Raw genomic sequence first — 15,604 nt, 5'->3', positions numbered from 1 at the left:
TACAGGCTTCGCTGATGCACAAGTCGCGAGGGGCGCCTGCGAGTCGGGTACCGATGGAGCGGCCAGCGACGCTGGCGCGCTCGAACGTCGCACATCAAATGCCATGGCACCGGAATAGACTGCCGGTCGTACAGCCCCCTCTGTCGAAAGGCGATGCCATGGCCCAGCAGAACGACGCAACCTTTTTCGATAGGCTCATCGCCCCGATGCTCAAGCATCTGCGACACATCGCCAGCCTTACTCAAGGTGAGCATTCGGTCGATGACCTGAAGAGCGAAGCGTGGATCATCGCCGAAGAGATCAAGGCGGATCGCGGTGGAGAAGTCGAGCCCGAAGACATAGATCTGCAAGAGACCATTGTGGCGCAGTTGCACAAACTCTTTGGCCGCTTCGTTAATCGCGCCATGCGCTTTGCTGTCCGGCTCGATCAAGAGGCGCGAGACGACGATGGCAACTTCAGCGGGAGTGCCGTTTCCGCCCACCTCGCAGGCCCGAGGAACTACGAGCCAGAGATTGCGATGGAGCTCGAGGAAGACGCCGCTGAATTCACGCAAGTAATCCACGGCCAGTTCTCCGAGGCGGTCGCCTACTACCACGTGTTCGGCCAGTTCGACAGCGACACCAATGCGCTTGCCCGATATTTCGCGATCCAGTCGGCCACACTCGATGCGCGCCTCGCTCGAGCAGAGGCCGCGGCGCGCCGCCAGCCGTCTGTGTTTGACGGCGTAGAGAGCATTCCCCCAGATTTCCAGCCCCTCCGTGGCAGGCACCGCCGGCGACGCGCGCCCGCGCGCTTTCGGCGCGCATGCAGTGCCATGCGGCCGGCGCAGAGGCACCTGTTTCTGCGCTACGGTATGGTCTTCAAGTAGGCCGGCGGAACTTATCTGGCGCTCGATACCAAGAGTGAACTGAGTATTGCCCGCCTTGTGGTCCAGTTCCATACCGAAGGCCGCCTTGCGGCCGGCACGTCGCGCCTAAAGAAGTGCGGCCTGCCTCGCATCGAGCAGATTGACGAGGCCCGGCGTTAGCCGCGTGCTGCAACGTATTCCACTCTTGTGACAAGCGACGCCCCTGCCAAACCACGAAGACCCTTGAGTCGCCTCCCCACAAGTGAAAAACCCCGCACGGGGCGGGGCTTAGAATTTGTGATCGATGTCTGCTTGCTTCATGATGCCGTTCGCCGTGTGGCGGGATTTAATGTGGGCATCAACCGGAAATGACCTTCCAGTACGTGGGTTGTACCAGATGTCGTGATCCCCTTTGCCGTGACGTTTGAACCGGCATCCGTAAGCTTCGAGGATTTTCTTCACTTCCGGCGTAAAGTCGGACATTCAAGCGGCCATCCGATGCGCGGTTCCCGTGATCTTTGCATTAAGCTCAAACGGCACCTCGTCTCCATCGGGGTAGCCATTTTCGTCAAGCAATTCGGGGATAAGAACCTCAAGTTTTTTCATCAGGGAATCCATGTCCTCAGCCTCGGTGACGAGACCAGGGACATCTTCGCTTTCAGCGACCCAGACACTTGCTTCCGCATCCCAGAAGGCCGTCACATGCACTTGCTTCATGTCGCGCTCTCCATTGGGGTTAGTAGTGGTTTTCCGGCAATTTTACACAGAAGTTTAGCTAGCTGTACGTAGGCCAACAGGACTGTTGCAGTGTGTCACAACTGGCTCCGTGCGGCTCCGCACAGTAGCAATTTGACACCGAATGGATCAAAAACAAGACTCTGATCATATAGGGATGGATCGATAGAATCATCACGGCATCCCGACCAAAGAATATTCCGGCAAGCACCGGTGAAGGACAGAAACCCGCGACAGCACAACGCTTCGCGGGTTTTTTGTTGCCGGCGCACAATCCCTGCAGGCCGGCCACAGCGAATCAGCGCAAGTTGGTTTGCGCCAGCTCCACCACCTCGTCCCCTCGCCCGCTCAACACCGCCCGCAGCATATAGAGGCTGAACCCCTTCGCCTGTGCCCACTGCAGCTTCGGCGGCATCGCCAGCTCATGCTTGGTCGTCACCACGTCCACGAGCGCCGGGCCGTCATGCGCGAACGCCTCGCGCAATGCGTCGTCGAGCGCTTCCGAAGTCTCCACGCGCACGCTGAAGAGGCCCGCCCCTTTCGCGATATCGGCGAAATTGGTCGCCACGAGATCGGTGCCCGTTTCCACGTAGCCGCCCGCCTTCATCTCCATCGCGACAAAGCCCAGTGATCCATTGTTCAGGACGACGATCTTGATCGGCAAATCGAGCTGGCGCGCCGTGAGAATGTCGCCGAGCAGCATCGAAAGGCCGCCGTCGCCCGACAGCGAGATCACCTGGCGCCCGGCATGCGCAGCCTGCGCGCCCAGCGCCTGCGGCATCGCGTTCGCCATCGAGCCGTGGTTGAACGAGCCGTGCAGGCGGCGGCGTCCGTTCATCGTCAGATAGCGCGCGGCCCAGAGGGTCGGCGTGCCGACATCGACGGCGAAGATCGCGTCGTCGGCGGCAAGCGCGTCGACACGCGAGGTCACGTATTGCGGATGCAGCGGCTTGCCCGCGGGCGCCGGGCGCGCAAGGTCGTCGAGTCCCTTGCGCGCAGTTGCGTAGTGCTCGCGCGCGCGTTCAATGAAATGGCGATTGGTCTTGCGCGTGAGCCGTGGCGTCAGCGTGCGCAAAGTCTCGCGCACGTCGCCGATCAGCCCGAGCGTGAGCGGCGCGCGCTTGCCCAGCGCCGCCGCGTTGCGGTCGATCTGCACGATGTTCGCGTGCTCGGGATAGAAGTTGCGATAGGGAAAGTCAGTGCCGAGCATCACGAGCGTGTCGCACGACATCATGGCGTGATAGCCGGAGCTGAAGCCGATCAGCCCCGTCATGCCCACGTCATACGGGTTATCCCATTCGACATATTGCTTGCCGCGCAACGCGTGCACGGTCGGCGCACCGAGGGCGTCGGCGAACGCCACCACTTCGTCGTGCGCGCCCTTGCAGCCGCTGCCGCACAGCAGCGTGACGGCCTCCGAACGGTTGAGCAGGTCCGCCAGCCGGTCGAGATCCGCGGAAGCCGGCAGCGTCGCGGGCCGCGCATGCTGCGCCCAGACAGGCTCTTCCTCCGGGCCGTCGAGCAGCGCCACGTCACCGGGCAGGACGATCACGGCCACGCCCTTCTGGTCGATGGCGGTGCGCAGCGCCGTGGCGAGCACGCGCGGAAACTGCGAGGCGTTCGTCACGAGCTCCACGTAATGGGCGCATTCGCGAAAGAGCTCGGTCGGGTGGGTTTCCTGAAAGTAGCCGAGGCCGATTTCCGTCGACGGGATATGTGCGGCAATGGCCAGCACCGGTGCGTGATTGCGATGGCAGTCGTACAGCCCGTTGATGAGGTGAAGGTTGCCAGGGCCGCAGCTGCCCGCGCATACCGCAAGCCGGCCGGTCGCAGCGGCTTCCGCGCCCGCCGCGAACGCGGCGACTTCCTCGTGCCGCGTATGCATCCAGCGGATCGTGCCGAGCTTGCGCAAGCTCGCCGAGAGCCCGTTCAAACTGTCGCCGGTCACGCCCCAGATACGCTCGACGCCCACTGCTTCGAGCGTCTTCGCCAAATAATCCGCGATCGTCTTCGCCATGCCGTTCTCCTCGTGAACTGTCAGGTGCGGCGCGCGATTCACGCGTCGGCCGGTGCGTTGCGATACGTTACGCCATCCGCGCGAGACACGCCGTGAAGTGTCTCAACCGGAACGCCCAAAGAACGGCACCTCATGCGTCATCGCGGCATCACGCGTGGAAAAACGGATTCGATTCGGGCATGTGCGCGGGTGGCACGCTGGCGTTCGCTAAAATGCTGCGGTTTGTAGCCGCTGGCGTCCCGCCATGAACCTCGAAAGCATTCTCTTCTCCCAGGGCTTCGGCACGCGCCGCCAGTGCCGCGGCCTGATCCTCGACGCGCGTGTGGCCGTCGCGGGCCAGCCCTGCGCTGATCCGCTCGCCACCTTCGATACCGCAGGCCTCGTGTTCAGCGTCGACGGCTCGCCCTGGCCGTTCCACACCCACGCCTACCTCGCGCTGAACAAGCCCGCGGGCTACGAGTGCTCGCGCGACCCGCAGCATCATCTGAGCGTGTTTCACCTGTTGCCGCCGCAGTTCGCCGCGCGCAACGTGCAGTGCGTGGGACGTCTCGATCAGGACACGACCGGCCTGCTGCTGCTCTCCGACGACGGCCAGTTCGTGCACGCCTTCACCTCGCCCAAACGCAAGGTGCCCAAGGTCTACGTGGCCACCACGCGCCATCCGCTCGACGAGACGCAGTTGCAGGCGCTGCGCGAAGGCGTCCTGCTGCACGGCGAGCGCGAACCCAGCGCCGCCGTTGCCGCGCATGCGCGCGGGGAGCACGAGCTCGAATTGAGCGTGCTCGAAGGCAAGTACCACCAGGTCAAGCGCATGGTTGCCGCCGCGGGCAACCGCGTGGAAGCGCTGCATCGCGAGCGCATCGGCGGCTTCGCGCTGCCTGAGGATCTGGCCCCGGGTGCATGGAAATGGCTCGATGCGGCCGCGCTCGACGCGCTGCGCAACCCGGGGTAAACCACGGCGCACGCCGCGCACGGCCTGCCCTTCGTGCGTTCGCCCACTCACGCGCGCAGCTTCGCCCCTCATTGCGCCGCGCCGCAGCATGCCCTTCCAGACGTTCCGCCCTATACTCGACTCAACAACGATTACAAGTTGCAAGGAGGGGCATCATGATCATCAACGGCTCATTCGAAATCTCTTTCGTGTTGATGGCATTCATGGCGCTGGGGGCGATTCTGATTGGCGGCTTGCTGGCGTCGATGCATCTGCGGCATCAATACCATCCGAATCTGATCGGGGCGCTCATCGGGGCCCTGTTCTGCTTCCTCTTGCTCGAAGCGCTGCCGGCAATCACGTGAACGGCACGCTTGCGCCGCGCCGCCGGCCCGAGCTCACGGGTGCGGCGGCAGCGTGCGCAAAAAAGCATCCACATCGGGATAGCGCAGGCGCACGCGCAGTTCGCGCTTGAGCCGCGCGTTGGCGAGCCTGCGCGATTCCCGCATGAACGATAGCAGCGTCGGATCGAGTTCGTGCTCCGCCTCTGCGCGGCTGATGCGCGGTGGGCGCGCGAGGCCGAACGCGTCCGCCACGCGGTCGAAATAGTCCCCCATCTTCAGTTCGCTATCGTCGCTGGCGTGAATGACGCGCGCCGGGCGTCCGTGCGTGGCAAGACGCAGCAGGATGGCCGCGAGATCGTCGGCGTGGATGTGGCTCGTGTAGACGTCGTCCTGCTCGAGCAGCGCCGGTGTGCGTTTCTCGAGCCGTGCGAGTGGCAGACGGTTGCCGGCGTAGATGCCGGGAATGCGGGCGATCGTTGCCTTGAGCGCGCCGCGCGCCGTTGCGCGCCGCAACTGCCGCTCGGCCGCCACGCGCCGTTTCGCGCGCGCGTTGGCAGGCCGCGCCGGGCGGGTTTCGTCGATGCGTGCACCGCCGCAGTCGCCGTAGACGCCCGTGGTGCTCGCGTAGACGAGCGTGGGTCGCGCGGGGTGGCCATGGGCGGCGCGGCGGGTGCGCTCGGGTACAATAGAGGGCGATTTCGGACGCACTGTACGCGTCGATGTCGACGGTTTTGCCGGCCTTGGCGCAAACGCTGACGCGCCTCTCACCGCGCGGCGCGATGCCCCGCTTTGGGCAGGCCGCGCCGCCGGGCGCCGACGCGTCTTGAGCGCCGCAATCAGCCTGCGTGTGCGCAGGTCGTCGTCGCCGTCTTTGGCGGGTGGCGCGAGGTGGAGCACGACGCTCGCGAGCCCGGTCAGGCGCGCAAGGCGTGCCCGCACGTCGAGGTCGCCGGCGACCGGCACCGCGCCCGCGGCGCGCAGCGTCCCGGTCTGCTCCGGGCGGCGCGTGAGCGCGAAGATACGCGGTCGGCTGCGCCGCGCCTGCAACTGGGCGACGCAGCGCAAACCGACGTCGCCGCAACCGACAATGAGGATGCGCGCACGGCGCAAGGTTCGTGTGGCAATCATGGTGGACCCATTTTAGCCGCCGGCGTCGTGCGGCGACGGCCCGAGCAGGCCGAAACACGCTCAGACAGGCTCAAGCACGCCGAACATCGGCGAAACGAGCCGCAACCCAGCTCAATCTCCCGGATTTCAGACTCAAGCCTTCTCGAATATGGTCTTCAACGTAACGCTCAAGCAAAGCGGCCGGCAGTTCCAGGTCGAACCCGACGAACCCATCCTCAACGCGGCCCTGCGCCAGGGCGTCGGCCTGCCGTACGGCTGCAAGAACGGCGCCTGCGGCTCGTGCAAGGGCACGGTCTGCAGCGGCGAAGTCGAGCAGCGCGCGCACGCCGCTTCGGCGCTCTCGAACGACGAGAAAACACGCGGCATGGCGCTCTTCTGCTGCGCGACGGCGCAGACCGACCTCGAAATCGATATCCGCGAAGTGGCGGGCGTCGGTGACGTCCAGGTGCGCAAGCTGCCGACCCGCATCGCCGCGATCGAGCGCAAAGCCGACGACGTCGTCGTCCTGAAGCTGCAACTGCCCGCCAACGAACGTCTGCAGTACCTCGCGGGCCAATACCTCGAGTTCATCCTCAAGGACGGCACGCGCCGCAGCTACTCGATGGCCACCGCGCCGCACGAGGAAGGCCCGCTCGAGCTGCACATCCGCCATATGCCGGGCGGCAAGTTCACCGACCACGTCTTCTCGCAGATGAAGGAGCGCGACATCCTGCGCTTCGAGGCGCCGCTCGGCACCTTCTTCCTGCGCGAGGATTCCGAAAAGCCCATCGTGCTGCTCGCCTCGGGCACCGGCTTCGCGCCGCTCAAGGCGATCGTCGAGCACGCGGTCCACAAAAATCTGAACCGCCCGATGACGCTCTACTGGGGCGCACGTCAGAAGAAGGACCTGTATCTACTGGATCTCGCCGAGCAGTGGGCGAAGGACATCCCGAACTTCCGCTTCGTGCCGGTGCTCTCCGAGCCCGCCGCCGACGACAACTGGACCGGCCGCACGGGCTTCGTGCACCGCGCCGTGATCGAGGATTTGCCCGATCTCTCCGCCTATCAGGTCTACGCGTGCGGTGCGCCGGTGATGGTGGAGTCGGCGCAGCGCGACTTCTCGCAGCATCATGGACTGCCCGAAGACGAGTTCTACGCGGACTCGTTCACGAGCGCCGCGGACCTCGCGAACCCCGTCTGAGCGGCGCACTGGCAGGCGCCGTGTGCCCCTGCCGCGCACCCGTTGCGCGCGCAATGCCTTTACGCATTTGCGCGCGTAGTGGCGCACCCCGGTAAGCATGCTGGCGCGCCGTCACGAAAATTTCTTCGGCTGATCGAAGCAAATCGGCACATTGACGGTTTACAGCGCCGCCGCCCTTGTCGTATTCTTGCGCCCATGAACTGCATCCTGTCCGCTCTCCGACGTCGACGCCTGCCCCATCTTTAGGGCCTGGCTCGGTCGCGGACGCGCGTTGCAAGTGGGTTGAACCCCCAACGCACATGTAGTTCGAATCACGAAAGCCACGGCCAGTCCGTGGCTTTTTGTTTGTCTGCCGGTTTTGACGGCTTCTTTCCCACCCTTATTGCAGTCCCAGCGCGGAGCCCGTTGCCATGAATTTTTCCGAGTACCCGATCGAGTCGCTGATGTACATCACCAACCGGCCCGAAATCGTTTTCACGCATGGCAAGGGGTCGTGGCTCTACGACAACGAAGGCAAGCGATATCTGGACTTCATCCAGGGCTGGGCCGTCAACAGCCTCGGGCATTGCAACGAAGGCATGATCGAGGCGATCGAAAAGCAGTCGCGCCTGCTGATCAACCCGTCGCCCGCTTTCTATAACGAGCCGATGGCGAAGCTCGCCGGCCTCCTCACCGAGCACAGCTGCTTCGACAAGGTGTTCTTCGCCAACAGCGGCGCGGAAGCCAACGAAGGCGCGATCAAGCTCGCGCGCAAGTGGGGCAAGAAGCACCGCGACGGCGCCTACGAGATCATCACGTTCGACCACAGCTTCCACGGCCGCACGCTCGCGACGATGTCGGCAAGCGGCAAGCCGGGCTGGGACACGATCTACGCGCCGCAGGTGCCGGGCTTCCCGAAGGCCGATCTCAACGACATCGCCTCGGTCGAGAAGCTCATCACGGGCAAGACCGTCGCCGTGATGCTCGAGCCGATCCAGGGCGAAGGCGGCGTGATTCCCGCCACGCGCGAATTCATGCAGCAACTGCGCGCGCTTACGAAAAAGCACGGCATCCTGCTGATCGCCGATGAGGTGCAGAGCGGCTGCGGCCGCGCGGGCACCCTCTTCGCCTACGAGCTCTCGGGCATCGAGCCGGACATCATGACGCTCGGCAAGGGCATCGGCGGCGGCGTGCCGCTCGCGGCACTGCTCGCAAAGAAGGAAATCACGGTGTTCGAAGCGGGCGATCAGGGCGGCACCTACAACGGCAACCCGCTGATGACGGCCGTGGGGCATTCGGTGATCTCGCAACTGGTCGCGCCGGGCTTCCTCGAAGGCGTGCGTGCGCGCGGCGAGTATCTGCGCGAGAAGCTGCTGGAACTGTCCGCGGAGCGCGGCTTCCAGGGCGAGCGCGGCGAAGGTCTCCTGCGCGCGCTGCTGCTCGGCAAGGACATCGGCCCCGAGATCGTCGAGAAGGCGCGTCTCATGCAACCGGACGGCCTGCTGCTGAACGCGGCGCGCCCGAATCTGCTGCGCTTCATGCCCGCGCTCAACGTGACGAACGACGAGATCGACCAGATGATGGCGATGCTGCGTACGGTGCTCGATTCGCTGTAAGCAGGCAACAAGGCGCCCCATGTCCATTTCGATCCGCACCTTCACTGTGGCCGATACCGACGCCGTGCTCGCGTTGTGGCTGGACGCGTTTCCCGAATATGGGGACACCGGCCGGCCGCACCGCGATCCGCGCCTGTCGATCGCGAACAAACTCGGTACGCAGCCCGAATTGTTCTTCGTGGCGGTGCGCGGCGAGGATAGCGAAGGCGGCGCGGTCGTCGGCACGGTGATGGCGGGTTACGACGGCCATCGCGGCTGGCTCTATTCGCTCGCCGTGGCGGAGGATGCGCGGCGGCTCGGCATCGGCACGCGGCTCGTGCGCCATGCGGAGCATGCGCTCGCCGCAATCGGGTGCCCGAAGCTCAATCTCCAGGTGCTCAGCAGCAAGCCCGACGTGCTCGCGTTCTACGACGCGCTCGGCTATCGCGCCGATGCGGTCGTGAGCCTCGGCAAGCGGCTCGGCATGCAGGAATCCGAAGCAAGCGCGTAGCTACCGGCGCTCTACTCGCCGTACCATGAAAAAAGCCGCATGGACCTCAGGTCCATGCGGCTTTCGTTCTTTCGCGGTCACGAAGACCGCTACCACTCATTCACCCAGATACGCCGCGCGCACCTTCGGATCGTCGAGCATCTTCTTCGCGTCGCCTTCCATCGTCACGAGACCCGAGTCCATCACGTAGCCGCGATTCGCCGCCTGCAGCGCAAGACGCGCGTTCTGCTCGACGAGCAGCACCGTGATGCCCTCCGACGAGATCGTGCGCACCACCTCGAAGATCTTCTCAACCATGATCGGCGAGAGACCCATCGACGGCTCATCGAGCAACAGAAGCTTCGGCTTGCTGAGGATCGCGCGCGCCATCGCCAGCATCTGCTGCTCGCCGCCCGAGAGCGTGCCCGCGAGCTGCGCCGCGCGCTCCTTCAGGCGCGGGAAGAAGCCGAACATGCGATCGACGTCCTTCTTGATGCCGTCCGTGTCGTTGCGCAGGTACGCGCCCATCTGCATGTTCTCGACAATCGACATGCGCGCGAAGATGCCACGGCCTTCCGGCACCATCGCCAGACCGCGCTTGAGCAGCTCGTGCGCCGGCACGCCCTTGATCGACTGGCCCATGTACTCGATGTCGCCTGCCGAGTAGGGCTTCAGGCCCGTGATCGCCTTCATGGTGGTGGTCTTGCCCGCGCCGTTCGCGCCGATCAGCGTGACGAGCTCGCCCTGCTGGACCTCCATGTCCACGCCCTTGACCGCCTGAATGCCGCCGTAGTTGACCTGCAGGCCCTTGATTTTCAGAACCGGTGTAGCCATCAGTGAACTCCCGCGCCCAGATATGCCTCGATCACCTTCGGGTCCTTCTGCACGTCGTGCGGCAGGCCTTCGGCAATCACCTTCCCATAGTCGAGCACTGTCATGCGGTTGCACAGGCCCATCACCAGTTTCACGTCGTGCTCGATCAGCAGGATGGTCTTGCCATCGGCGCGGATCTTGTCGAGCAGGCGCGTGAGTTCGACCTTCTCGGTCGCGTTCATGCCGGCCGCCGGCTCGTCGAGCGCGAGCAGCTTCGGATCGGTCGCGAGCGCGCGCGCAATTTCCAGACGGCGCTGGTGGCCGTACGAGAGGTTGCGCGACGTGTAGTCGGCGTACTGCGAAATGCCCACGTATTCGAGCAGTTCGAGCGCGCGCTCCTTGATCTCGCGCTCTTCCTTGCGCTCGGCCGGCGTCTGGAACACCGCGCCCAGCAGGCCGTGCTTCGTGCGCACGTGGCGGCCCACCATCACGTTTTCCAGCGCGGTCATGCCGCCGAACAGGCGAATGTTCTGGAACGTGCGGGCGATGCCCGCCTTCGCCACCTGATAGACGGCGGTGGGCGTGTAGGTGTCGCCGTCGAGCCGGAACTCACCCGAGTCCGGCGTGTAGAGGCCCGTGATCACGTTGAAGAACGTCGTCTTGCCCGCACCGTTCGGGCCGATCAGGCCGTAGATCGTGCCGGCTTCGATCTGCAGGCCCACATCGGAGAGTGCCTGCAGGCCGCCGAAGCGTTTGTTCACGCCCTTCACGGACAGGCGGATCTGGTTGTTGCTCATATGCTGTATCTCCCGTCCTGTCGTTTAGGCGCGCACCGGCTTCTTGCTCGTACGCTTCGCAATCTTCGCGATCTTGTCCTCGTGCTTCGGCGCGGGCCAGAGACCTTCCGAGCGGTAGAGCATGATGACGACCATCGCGAGACCGTAGAGCAGCTGGCGAATGACTTCGGTATCGATGATCTGGTGGCCGAACAGCGCGTGCTGCAGCGGCCCCATGGTCGAGCGCAGGAACTCGGGGAAGATCGACAGCAGTACCGCGCCGAGAATCACGCCCGGAATGTGGCCCATGCCGCCGAGCACCACGCAGGCGAGCACCACGACCGATTCCCAGAACGTGAACGACTCCGGCGAAACGAAACCCTGGAACGCACCGAACATCGCGCCCGAGAGGCCGCCGAACGACGCGCCCATCGCGAACGCGAGCAGCTTCACGTTACGGGTGTTGATGCCCATGGCCTTGGCGGCGATTTCGTCTTCGCGGATCGCGGCCCATGCACGGCCGATGCGCGAGTGCTGCAAACGCGTACACACCCAGATCACGAGCAGCGCGCAGAGCACGAACACGTAGTAGTAGCAGTACACCGCGGTGAACGTGAAACCGAAGATCGTATGCGGCTGCGAGAGGTCCATGCCCGCGACATGCAGCGGCGCCACGCCCGTGATGCCCTGCGGCCCGTTGGTGATGTTCACCGGACGGTCGAGGTTGTTCATGAAGATACGAACGATTTCCCCGAAGCCGAGGGTCACGATCGCGAGATAGTCGCCACGCAGACGCAGCGTCGGCGCGCCGAGCACGATACCCGCAAACGCGGCGAGCCCCATCGCGCACGGCACGACGATCCAGTACGGCGTATGCAGGCCGTTCGGGAACATGTGCGCGATCCACTCGAACTGGGTCGTGAGGTGGGGCGAGGTCAGCAGCGCGGCAACGTAGGCGCCCACCGCATAGAACGCGATGTAGCCCAAGTCCAGCAGGCCAGCGAAGCCCACCACGACGTTCAGGCCCAGCGCGAGCATCACGTAGAGCATCGCGAAGTCCAGCACGCGGACCCAGTAGTTGCCGCCCGCGGCGCCGACCACGAAGGGCAGCGCGGCCACGACGATGGCCGTCACGATCCCGACCGTGAGGGTCCTGGTCGTGTTCTTCTCGGGGATCAGCGTCGTCGACGGCTCGATCGGTTGAATAGAAGTCATGTTGTGCTACCCCCTCTTATGCACGGTCCGCAACACGTTCGCCCAGCAGCCCCGACGGACGGAACACGAGCACGATGATCAGCACGATGAACGCAAACACGTCCTGATAGTTACTGCCGAACACACCGCCGGTGAGACCGCCGATGTAGCCCGCACCGAGCTGCTCGATCAGGCCGAGCAGCACGCCGCCCACCATGGCGCCGCCCAGGTTGCCGATACCGCCCAGCACCGCCGCGGTGAACGCCTTCATGCCGGGAATGAAGCCCATGTAGAAGTGCGCGTTGCCGTATTCGGAGGCGATCATCACGCCGGCCAGCGCGGCAAGCGCCGAGCCGATCATGAAGGTGGCCGAGATCACGAAGTTCGGGTTCACGCCCATCAGGCTCGCATTGTTCGGATTCTCGGCGATGGCGCGCATGGCGCGGCCGAGCTTGGTCTTGTGCACGAGGAGCAAGAGGCCCGCCATCACGATGAACGCGACGGCGATGATCACGATCTCGGTCGGCGAGATCACGGCGCCTACGCCCGTGTCGGTCGCCTTGATCACGTTGATCGGATCGGTCGAGATCAGCTGCGGGAAGGCCAGCGGGTTACGCGACCAGATCATCATCGCGAGCGTTTGCAGCAGGATCGACACGCCGATGGCGGTGATCAGCGGCGCGAGACGTGGCGCGCGCCGCAGCGGCCGGTACGCGACTCTTTCGATCGTGTACCCGACGAAGGCACACACAATCGCGGCGATCACGAGCGCAATGCACAGCGTGGGGATGTTCCCGAGGCCCGGGAAGTGATTCTGCAGCACGTTGATCGCGGAAAGCGCCACCATCGCGCCCACCATGAGCACGTCGCCGTGCGCGAAGTTGATGATGCCCAGAATCCCGTACACCATTGTGTAGCCCAGCGCGATGATGGCGTAGATGCTGCCAAGCACCAGCCCGTTCAGGATCTGCTGGATGAAAATATCCATTTAATGCTCCTTTGCCCGTGCGACCGGATTCGCGCTCGTCATCGGCCGGTGGGCGATGTTTTACGGAACCGCAACGACACTCTCGGGTACTGAAGTAAAAGACCGGTAAAGGTTGGCCACGTCCGGATCGCGTTGCCGCTGTGTTGCAGCTGCCTGCTCGCCGGAAGTGGATGCAAAAACGGCACCGTCGGATGGTTCGGTGCCGTCGGGTTCAACTACCTGTCACTTTCGCGACGACGCTTGCGCGACGGGCCTCACGGCCCGCCTTGCGTGCGTCATACGTCATGACTCCCACTTTCGGGCTGCCCTTGGCGCAGGCGTGGCCCGCGGCGTCGAAAGACACCGCATGACCGCGCACGGCTTCGGGCAAGCCGGCAGACGGACCCTGCGTCCCTGCCGCGCTACCGTTTACGGCAGCATTGGCCAGAACCTTTTGGTCCGTCACGAAAACCGCATTCGTGCCGCCTGCATACGCAACATGCGTGCCAATCATCGATGTTGCGCTGATGCCTGTTTCGGCACTGCGGAAGAACCACACTGGGCGCGTTGCAACCGCAGCCGCCGAAGACGCGGCAAAAGCAAACTCGACTTGCATTAATCAGGTCTCCTGCGCCTTCCGAAATGCTTGCCTGTAGGGCCTCGCGAGCCCGTTCGGCCCCCAGAACGCGCGCATTGTAACTCCAATTATGCGACCAGCAATATTGTTGGACCGACAGGGTTTTCCTGCATTGCAACCAATTTTTGAAATAAGAGGACGCGTATGGTTGCACCCGAGGTTGCGCCATATTTTCGTGCACCAGTTGCACCGAAATCTGGCATGGCTCGCATCAAGTGTTGTTTCGGCGTGGCGCTATGCCTTATGGGACGGGCATCGAACATCCGGCCACATGCATTTAAGTGAATATTGAGATTTCGCACCGGACCGATGCGCGCAGGATTGGAAGCGGTCGAATCTTTCAGATAAAGGGGTCACACCGCGAAATTCGACCCTGCCCTATAGCGAAAACACTAATACGACCGGGCCGTAGCAACGTGGTTTACCTCACGTTTCGCGTGATACTTCCCTATTTAATGGCGCAGGGTGCGCACTTTTGTTTTCAGCGGGAATAAAAAAAGCGCGCCACCTGGCGCGCTTTACGGCGAAACCGGGGTGAGACCCGGTGTTCAGGCCGGCTGCCCGAGACCGCGCGGCAGCGGGAATGCGATGCTCTCTTCGATGCCCTCGAGCGCGCGCACATTGCGCACGCCAAGCTCGTGCAGACGCTGAATGATCTTCTGCGCCAGTGCCTCCGGCGCCGACGCGCCTGCCGTCAGGCCGATGCGGCGCTTGCCTTCGAGCCAGCGCGGATCGATCTGCTCGGGCGCATCCACCATATAGGCGGGGATGCCGCGCTTTTCGGCCACTTCGCGCAGGCGGTTCGAGTTCGAGCTGTTCGGGCTGCCCACCACGATCACGACGTCGCATTGCGGCGCCATGAACTTGACCGCGTCCTGGCGGTTCTGGGTGGCGTAGCAGATGTCCTGCTTCTTGGGCTCGCGAATCTCGGGAAAGCGCGCCTTGAGCGCGGCGATGATCTCGGCGGCATCGTCCACGGACAGCGTGGTTTGCGTGACGAAGGCCACGCGCTGCGGATCGCGCAGATCGAGCGCCTGAACGTCGGCGATGTCCTCGACCAGATACATGCCCTCATGCGCCTGACCCATCGTGCCTTCGACTTCCGGGTGTCCCTTGTGGCCGATCATCACGATGTCGAGGCCCTCGTCGCGCATCTTCGCCACTTCGACGTGCACCTTGGTCACGAGCGGACAGGTCGCGTCGTAGACGCGCAGGCCGCGCGCCTCGGCGTCGGCGCGTACGGCCTTGGACACGCCGTGCGCGCTGAAGATGACGGTGTTGCCGGGCGGCACTTCATCGAGCTGCTCGATGAAGATCGCGCCTTTCTTGCGCAGGTCTTCGACGACGTAGGCGTTATGGACGATCTCGTGGCGCACATAGATAGGCGCGCCGTGGAGCTGGATGGCCCGCTCGACGATCTCGATGGCGCGGTCGACGCCGGCGCAAAACCCGCGCGGCTGGGCGAGCAGGATTTCGGTGTCGGCGAGAAGGGACGTGTCCGTGGTCATGGGCTTTAAAGGATTCCGATGATTTGCACTTCGAACGCAACCGCCTGGCCTGCGAGCGGATGGTTGAAATCGAACAGCGCGGAGGTCTCGTTCACCTCCTTGAGCACGCCGGCGTAGCGCCCGCCGTCGGGCGCGTTGAACTCGATGAGGTCGCCGGGCTTGAACGACTCGCCGATCATGGCGTTATCGCGCAGCGTCTTGAGCGACACGCGCTGGATCAGATCGGGATTGCGCTGGCCGAAAGCGACGCCGGGTTCTAGCTGAAAGGTGGAGTGGTGCCCCACTTTCAGACCCAGCAGAATGTTCTCCAACGGCGGCGAAAGCTGCCCGACGCCCAGCAGCAGCGTAGCCGGGCGGTCGACAAACGTATTGACGATCTCGGTGCCATCGGCAAGCGAAAGCCGGTAGTTCAGCGTGACGTGGGAACCGGGTTTCACCTCGGAGATGTCGATGATGCTCATG

At 64.0% G+C, this 15,604-nt stretch carries 16 protein-coding genes; 6 read left to right on the top strand and 10 right to left on the bottom strand.

Annotated elements, in window-relative coordinates; genetic code table 11:
* Window positions 1-158: 158 nt before the first annotated feature.
* On the top strand, window positions 159-869 hold the full coding sequence (locus tag E1956_RS06620) for a hypothetical protein (protein WP_134747902.1): 711 nt from the start codon (window positions 159-161) through the stop codon (window positions 867-869).
* Window positions 870-1,136: 267 nt separating this feature from the next.
* On the opposite strand, the gene E1956_RS06615 is transcribed toward E1956_RS06620, so the two are convergent.
* From E1956_RS06615 to poxB, 3 genes are all read right to left on the bottom strand, one after another.
* A complete protein-coding gene (locus tag E1956_RS06615) occupies window positions 1,137-1,331 on the bottom strand; it encodes a type II toxin-antitoxin system HicA family toxin (RefSeq protein ID WP_134747901.1) in 195 nt (64 codons plus the stop codon).
* Window positions 1,332-1,565 (bottom strand): DUF1902 domain-containing protein, encoded by a 234-nt coding sequence (locus E1956_RS06610; RefSeq protein WP_134747900.1) that lies wholly within the window; start codon window positions 1,563-1,565, stop codon window positions 1,332-1,334. It lies immediately after the preceding gene.
* Between the two features lie 316 nt (window positions 1,566-1,881).
* Window positions 1,882-3,600 (bottom strand): ubiquinone-dependent pyruvate dehydrogenase, encoded by a 1,719-nt coding sequence (gene poxB, locus E1956_RS06605; protein ID WP_134747899.1) that lies wholly within the window; start codon window positions 3,598-3,600, stop codon window positions 1,882-1,884.
* A gap of 244 nt (window positions 3,601-3,844) precedes the next feature.
* On the opposite strand from poxB, the gene E1956_RS06600 reads away from it, so the two are divergent.
* Both E1956_RS06600 and E1956_RS06595 read left to right on the top strand, forming a co-directional pair.
* Window positions 3,845-4,552: a pseudouridine synthase gene (locus E1956_RS06600; RefSeq protein WP_134747898.1), complete on the top strand. Its 708-nt coding sequence runs from the start codon at window positions 3,845-3,847 to the stop codon at window positions 4,550-4,552.
* Window positions 4,553-4,707: 155 nt separating this feature from the next.
* Window positions 4,708-4,896, top strand: coding sequence for a hypothetical protein (locus E1956_RS06595; RefSeq protein ID WP_028215783.1), 189 nt, complete (start codon window positions 4,708-4,710; stop codon window positions 4,894-4,896).
* A 33-nt stretch (window positions 4,897-4,929) separates the two neighbouring features.
* Here the strand turns inward: E1956_RS06595 and E1956_RS06590 are convergent, their stop codons facing one another.
* Complete coding sequence (locus E1956_RS06590) at window positions 4,930-6,003, bottom strand: NAD-dependent epimerase/dehydratase family protein (protein ID WP_134747897.1); 1,074 nt, start codon at window positions 6,001-6,003, stop codon at window positions 4,930-4,932.
* Between the two features lie 148 nt (window positions 6,004-6,151).
* On the opposite strand from E1956_RS06590, the gene E1956_RS06585 reads away from it, so the two are divergent.
* The 3 genes from E1956_RS06585 (at window position 6,152) to E1956_RS06575 (ending at window position 9,268) form a co-directional block, all read left to right on the top strand.
* Window positions 6,152-7,183, top strand: a complete 1,032-nt coding sequence (locus tag E1956_RS06585) for a CDP-6-deoxy-delta-3,4-glucoseen reductase (RefSeq protein WP_134747896.1) — start codon at window positions 6,152-6,154, stop codon at window positions 7,181-7,183.
* A gap of 410 nt (window positions 7,184-7,593) precedes the next feature.
* Window positions 7,594-8,778, top strand: a complete 1,185-nt coding sequence (locus E1956_RS06580) for an acetylornithine transaminase (protein WP_134747895.1) — start codon at window positions 7,594-7,596, stop codon at window positions 8,776-8,778.
* Window positions 8,779-8,797: 19 nt separating this feature from the next.
* Window positions 8,798-9,268: a GNAT family acetyltransferase gene (locus E1956_RS06575; protein ID WP_134747894.1), complete on the top strand. Its 471-nt coding sequence runs from the start codon at window positions 8,798-8,800 to the stop codon at window positions 9,266-9,268.
* A 96-nt stretch (window positions 9,269-9,364) separates the two neighbouring features.
* On the opposite strand, the gene E1956_RS06570 is transcribed toward E1956_RS06575, so the two are convergent.
* The 6 genes from E1956_RS06570 to E1956_RS06545 all read right to left on the bottom strand — a co-directional run bounded on the left by E1956_RS06570 (window position 9,365) and on the right by E1956_RS06545 (window position 15,603).
* Window positions 9,365-10,081 (bottom strand): ABC transporter ATP-binding protein, encoded by a 717-nt coding sequence (locus E1956_RS06570; RefSeq protein WP_134747893.1) that lies wholly within the window; start codon window positions 10,079-10,081, stop codon window positions 9,365-9,367.
* A complete protein-coding gene (locus E1956_RS06565; protein ID WP_028215777.1) occupies window positions 10,081-10,857 on the bottom strand; it encodes an ABC transporter ATP-binding protein in 777 nt (258 codons plus the stop codon). Before E1956_RS06565 ends, E1956_RS06570 begins: the two co-directional genes overlap by 1 nt.
* A gap of 24 nt (window positions 10,858-10,881) precedes the next feature.
* Window positions 10,882-12,051, bottom strand: a complete 1,170-nt coding sequence (locus tag E1956_RS06560; RefSeq protein ID WP_134747892.1) for an ABC transporter permease subunit — start codon at window positions 12,049-12,051, stop codon at window positions 10,882-10,884.
* Between the two features lie 16 nt (window positions 12,052-12,067).
* Complete coding sequence (locus tag E1956_RS06555) at window positions 12,068-13,018, bottom strand: branched-chain amino acid ABC transporter permease (RefSeq protein WP_134747891.1); 951 nt, start codon at window positions 13,016-13,018, stop codon at window positions 12,068-12,070.
* A gap of 1,164 nt (window positions 13,019-14,182) precedes the next feature.
* A complete protein-coding gene (ispH, locus tag E1956_RS06550) occupies window positions 14,183-15,142 on the bottom strand; it encodes a 4-hydroxy-3-methylbut-2-enyl diphosphate reductase (protein WP_134747890.1) in 960 nt (319 codons plus the stop codon).
* A 5-nt stretch (window positions 15,143-15,147) separates the two neighbouring features.
* Entirely contained in the window at window positions 15,148-15,603 is a 456-nt protein-coding gene (locus E1956_RS06545) for an FKBP-type peptidyl-prolyl cis-trans isomerase (RefSeq protein WP_133194477.1), read from the bottom strand.
* Window position 15,604: the final 1 nt, after the last annotated feature.

The organism is Paraburkholderia pallida (assembly GCF_004524855.1).
GTDB classification, from domain to species: Bacteria; Pseudomonadota; Gammaproteobacteria; order Burkholderiales; family Burkholderiaceae; genus Paraburkholderia; species Paraburkholderia oxyphila.
Note: the sequence above shows the minus strand (reverse complement) of the source record. Positions and strands in the feature narration are given on the sequence as shown.